Here is a 2,687-nt window from a genome sequence, read left to right on the forward strand (position 1 = left end):
TGTAACCAGACCCAAAAGTTGTCAGGGTCTGGAAGCATAAGCGAGGATTTTAGGGTCTGAAACCTTATTGTTGCGTTAATTAATTGTCAGCAAGTCCAAACTAACGGAAGCATAACTTGTCTTAGTACGCAAAATGGAAGCATAAACCGTTCCGTAAGTGCAGATACTTTTTCTTAGTTCAGTAATGCTTATGTAGCTTTTTATGCTTAATAACATTTGAGCATAAAAACAAAATATATCAATACTTTCAGCGATTAGAGTCGAACAATTTTACGTAGTGCCTACTTCATCGACAATCATCAAGCAAGTAATGCTTTAAGTGTGAAGGTTAAAAATAGATTATCAACAAAATAATCGGGCAACTTTAACAAAAATTAATTGTCTAATTTATGACTGAGGCTTACTAGTTATAACTGAAGAATTATTGGGAAATTCACCACTATTTTTGGCCAATTTAATCGACATTTCAATCAAAAAAGCAGCCAGGTTAGCTGTAGGACGACCTTGAGACGCAGCCCATACTTCTAAATCCTCTAAGACACTATCCGGCAACGTAACGTTAATTCTTTTGCTCACTCTAAATGCTACCAGTATGTATAAACTAAATGCTCTATGAGTTTAAGAGTAAGGTTAAATTTAGATAATTTACATCATATTTACATCACTATAGATATATAAAAGATACTAGAGTCTGTCAAGCCAAAGAATGTTTGTGTTGTGTAATGATGGGGTGCAACCATGATGACACAAGAAGAATTCAACCAATGGTGCGTAAATCAAAGCCTTTCAAATCAAGCAATTATTGAGATTGAAAAAATTCGCAATGCACAGCCATCTCGTAGCGTAGGAAGTCGATGTAAAAACGTTTCGGGACGTTATCCTTCCCGGAAGATGGGTGTAACAATTCAATTTGAATCTCATAAAGTCGAACTGCCTTTTATCTATCAGTTGGAACATGCAGAAGATGTTTTAGAATATTACGACCAACCACCTCCTTTTAAAATTCAATATACTTCAGCATCAGGACGTAATTTAGGCGTAATAATTACTCCAGATTTTTTTGTTATTAGGTCTCATAGTGCAGGTTGGGTAGAGTGTAAAACCGAAAGTGAATTAGAAAAATTAGCACAAAAAAGCCCTCACCGCTATCAAATTGATAATAATAATAAATGGCAATCACCACCAGGGTTTTATTATGCCCAACAGTTCGGTTTTGATTTTCAACTTTGGTCTAATGCCAAAATTAATTGGACGTTACAACGGAATTTAGAGTTTTTAGAAGATTACTATAAAAATGATTTGTCATTCAAACTCGATGATAACTACAACATAGTTACGTCATTAGTAGAAGCACATCCAGGAATTTCTATCGCCAAATTATTAGATTATAAAGGAGTGAATGCCGATCATATCTATAGTCTAATAGCCACAGAAAAAATCTACGTAGATTTAACTGCACACCTTTTAGTAGAAGCTGATAAATCTCAAGTGTTTCAATCTCGTGTGGTAGAGAATGCTTTGAAGGCGATTATTTGCACGGAAAATTCAGAGCAAATGATTACGCCTATTGTTAACATAATTCCAGGTACGTCAGTATTTTATGATGGAGTTTGTTTAAATATTATTTTAGTTGGTCAAGATTATTTATTACTTAGCGCTAAAGAATTTGAGACAATTGAATTGAAGCTATCTGATTTTTGGGTTTTAGTTAATACCGGAAAAATCCAGATAAATCCCCAGAAAAATCAATCGCTTATCTATGAACAAGCGATGGAAATATTAAAACAGGCTTCAACGGAGGATTTAATTAATGCCAACCGTCGTTTCAGTCTATTAAAACCTTATTTAGATGAGCAATCAATCACAACTGGTAGACCAAAAGAACGGACATTAAGACGTTGGCTTCATAATTATTACCAAGCACAAGAGAAGTACGGTTATGGCTATCTTGGGCTAATATCCTTAAATCACCGTAAAGGTAATCATAATCGAAAGCTACCTCAACATATTATAGAAATTTTATCAAAATTTATTACTGAAGAATATGAGAACAAAAAGCAAAAAACTAAACAAGCTGTTTACGCTTCATTTGTTCACAGTTGTTCCAAAGCTGGGATTGGCGATGACCAAATTCCTAGCTATAAAACATTCATAAACGAGATTAAAAAATACCCAAAACATTCCCAAGTAGAAAAACGCTCAGGTCATCGTGCAGCGTATGAAATGTCAGCATTTTACTGGGAACTAGAATTATCCACACCCCGACATGGTGATTTCCCCTTTCATATTGCTCATATTGACCATACAGAATTAGATATTGAACTGAGATGTTCTCAAACAGGAAAAGTTTTAGGAAGACCTTGGCTAACTTTATTAATGGATGCGTTTAGCAGAAGAATTTTAGCTATTTATATCAGTTATGACCCACCATCTTATCGTTCTTGTATGATGGTGTTAAGAATTTGTGTTCAACGCCATTCAAGATTACCTCAAATAATTGTTACTGATAACGGCAAGGAATTTTATAGCACTTACTTTGAAACATTATTAGCAATATTTGAATGTACTCTCAAAAGACGACCACCAGCAAACCCTAGATTTAGTAGCGTTTGTGAGAGGTTATTTGGAACAACCAATACCCAGTTTTTGTATAATCTGGCAGGTAATACCCAAATCACTAAAAAAGT

2 protein-coding genes are annotated in these 2,687 nt (G+C 34.5%); one reads left to right on the forward strand and one right to left on the reverse strand.

What is annotated here, in order from left to right:
- Positions 1 to 387: 387 nt before the first annotated feature.
- Positions 388 to 576 carry a ribbon-helix-helix domain-containing protein gene (locus AC5JMK_RS14185; RefSeq protein WP_089130881.1) on the reverse strand — a complete coding sequence of 63 codons (189 nt, stop codon included), beginning with the start codon at positions 574 to 576 and terminating at the stop codon, positions 388 to 390.
- Positions 577 to 738: 162 nt separating this feature from the next.
- On the opposite strand from AC5JMK_RS14185, the gene AC5JMK_RS14190 reads away from it, so the two are divergent.
- A partial coding sequence (locus AC5JMK_RS14190; protein WP_495910396.1) for a TnsB C-terminal domain-containing protein occupies positions 739 to 2,687 on the forward strand: 1,949 nt, incomplete at its 3' end.

The sequence above is a fragment of the Pelatocladus sp. genome (genome assembly GCF_059505505.1).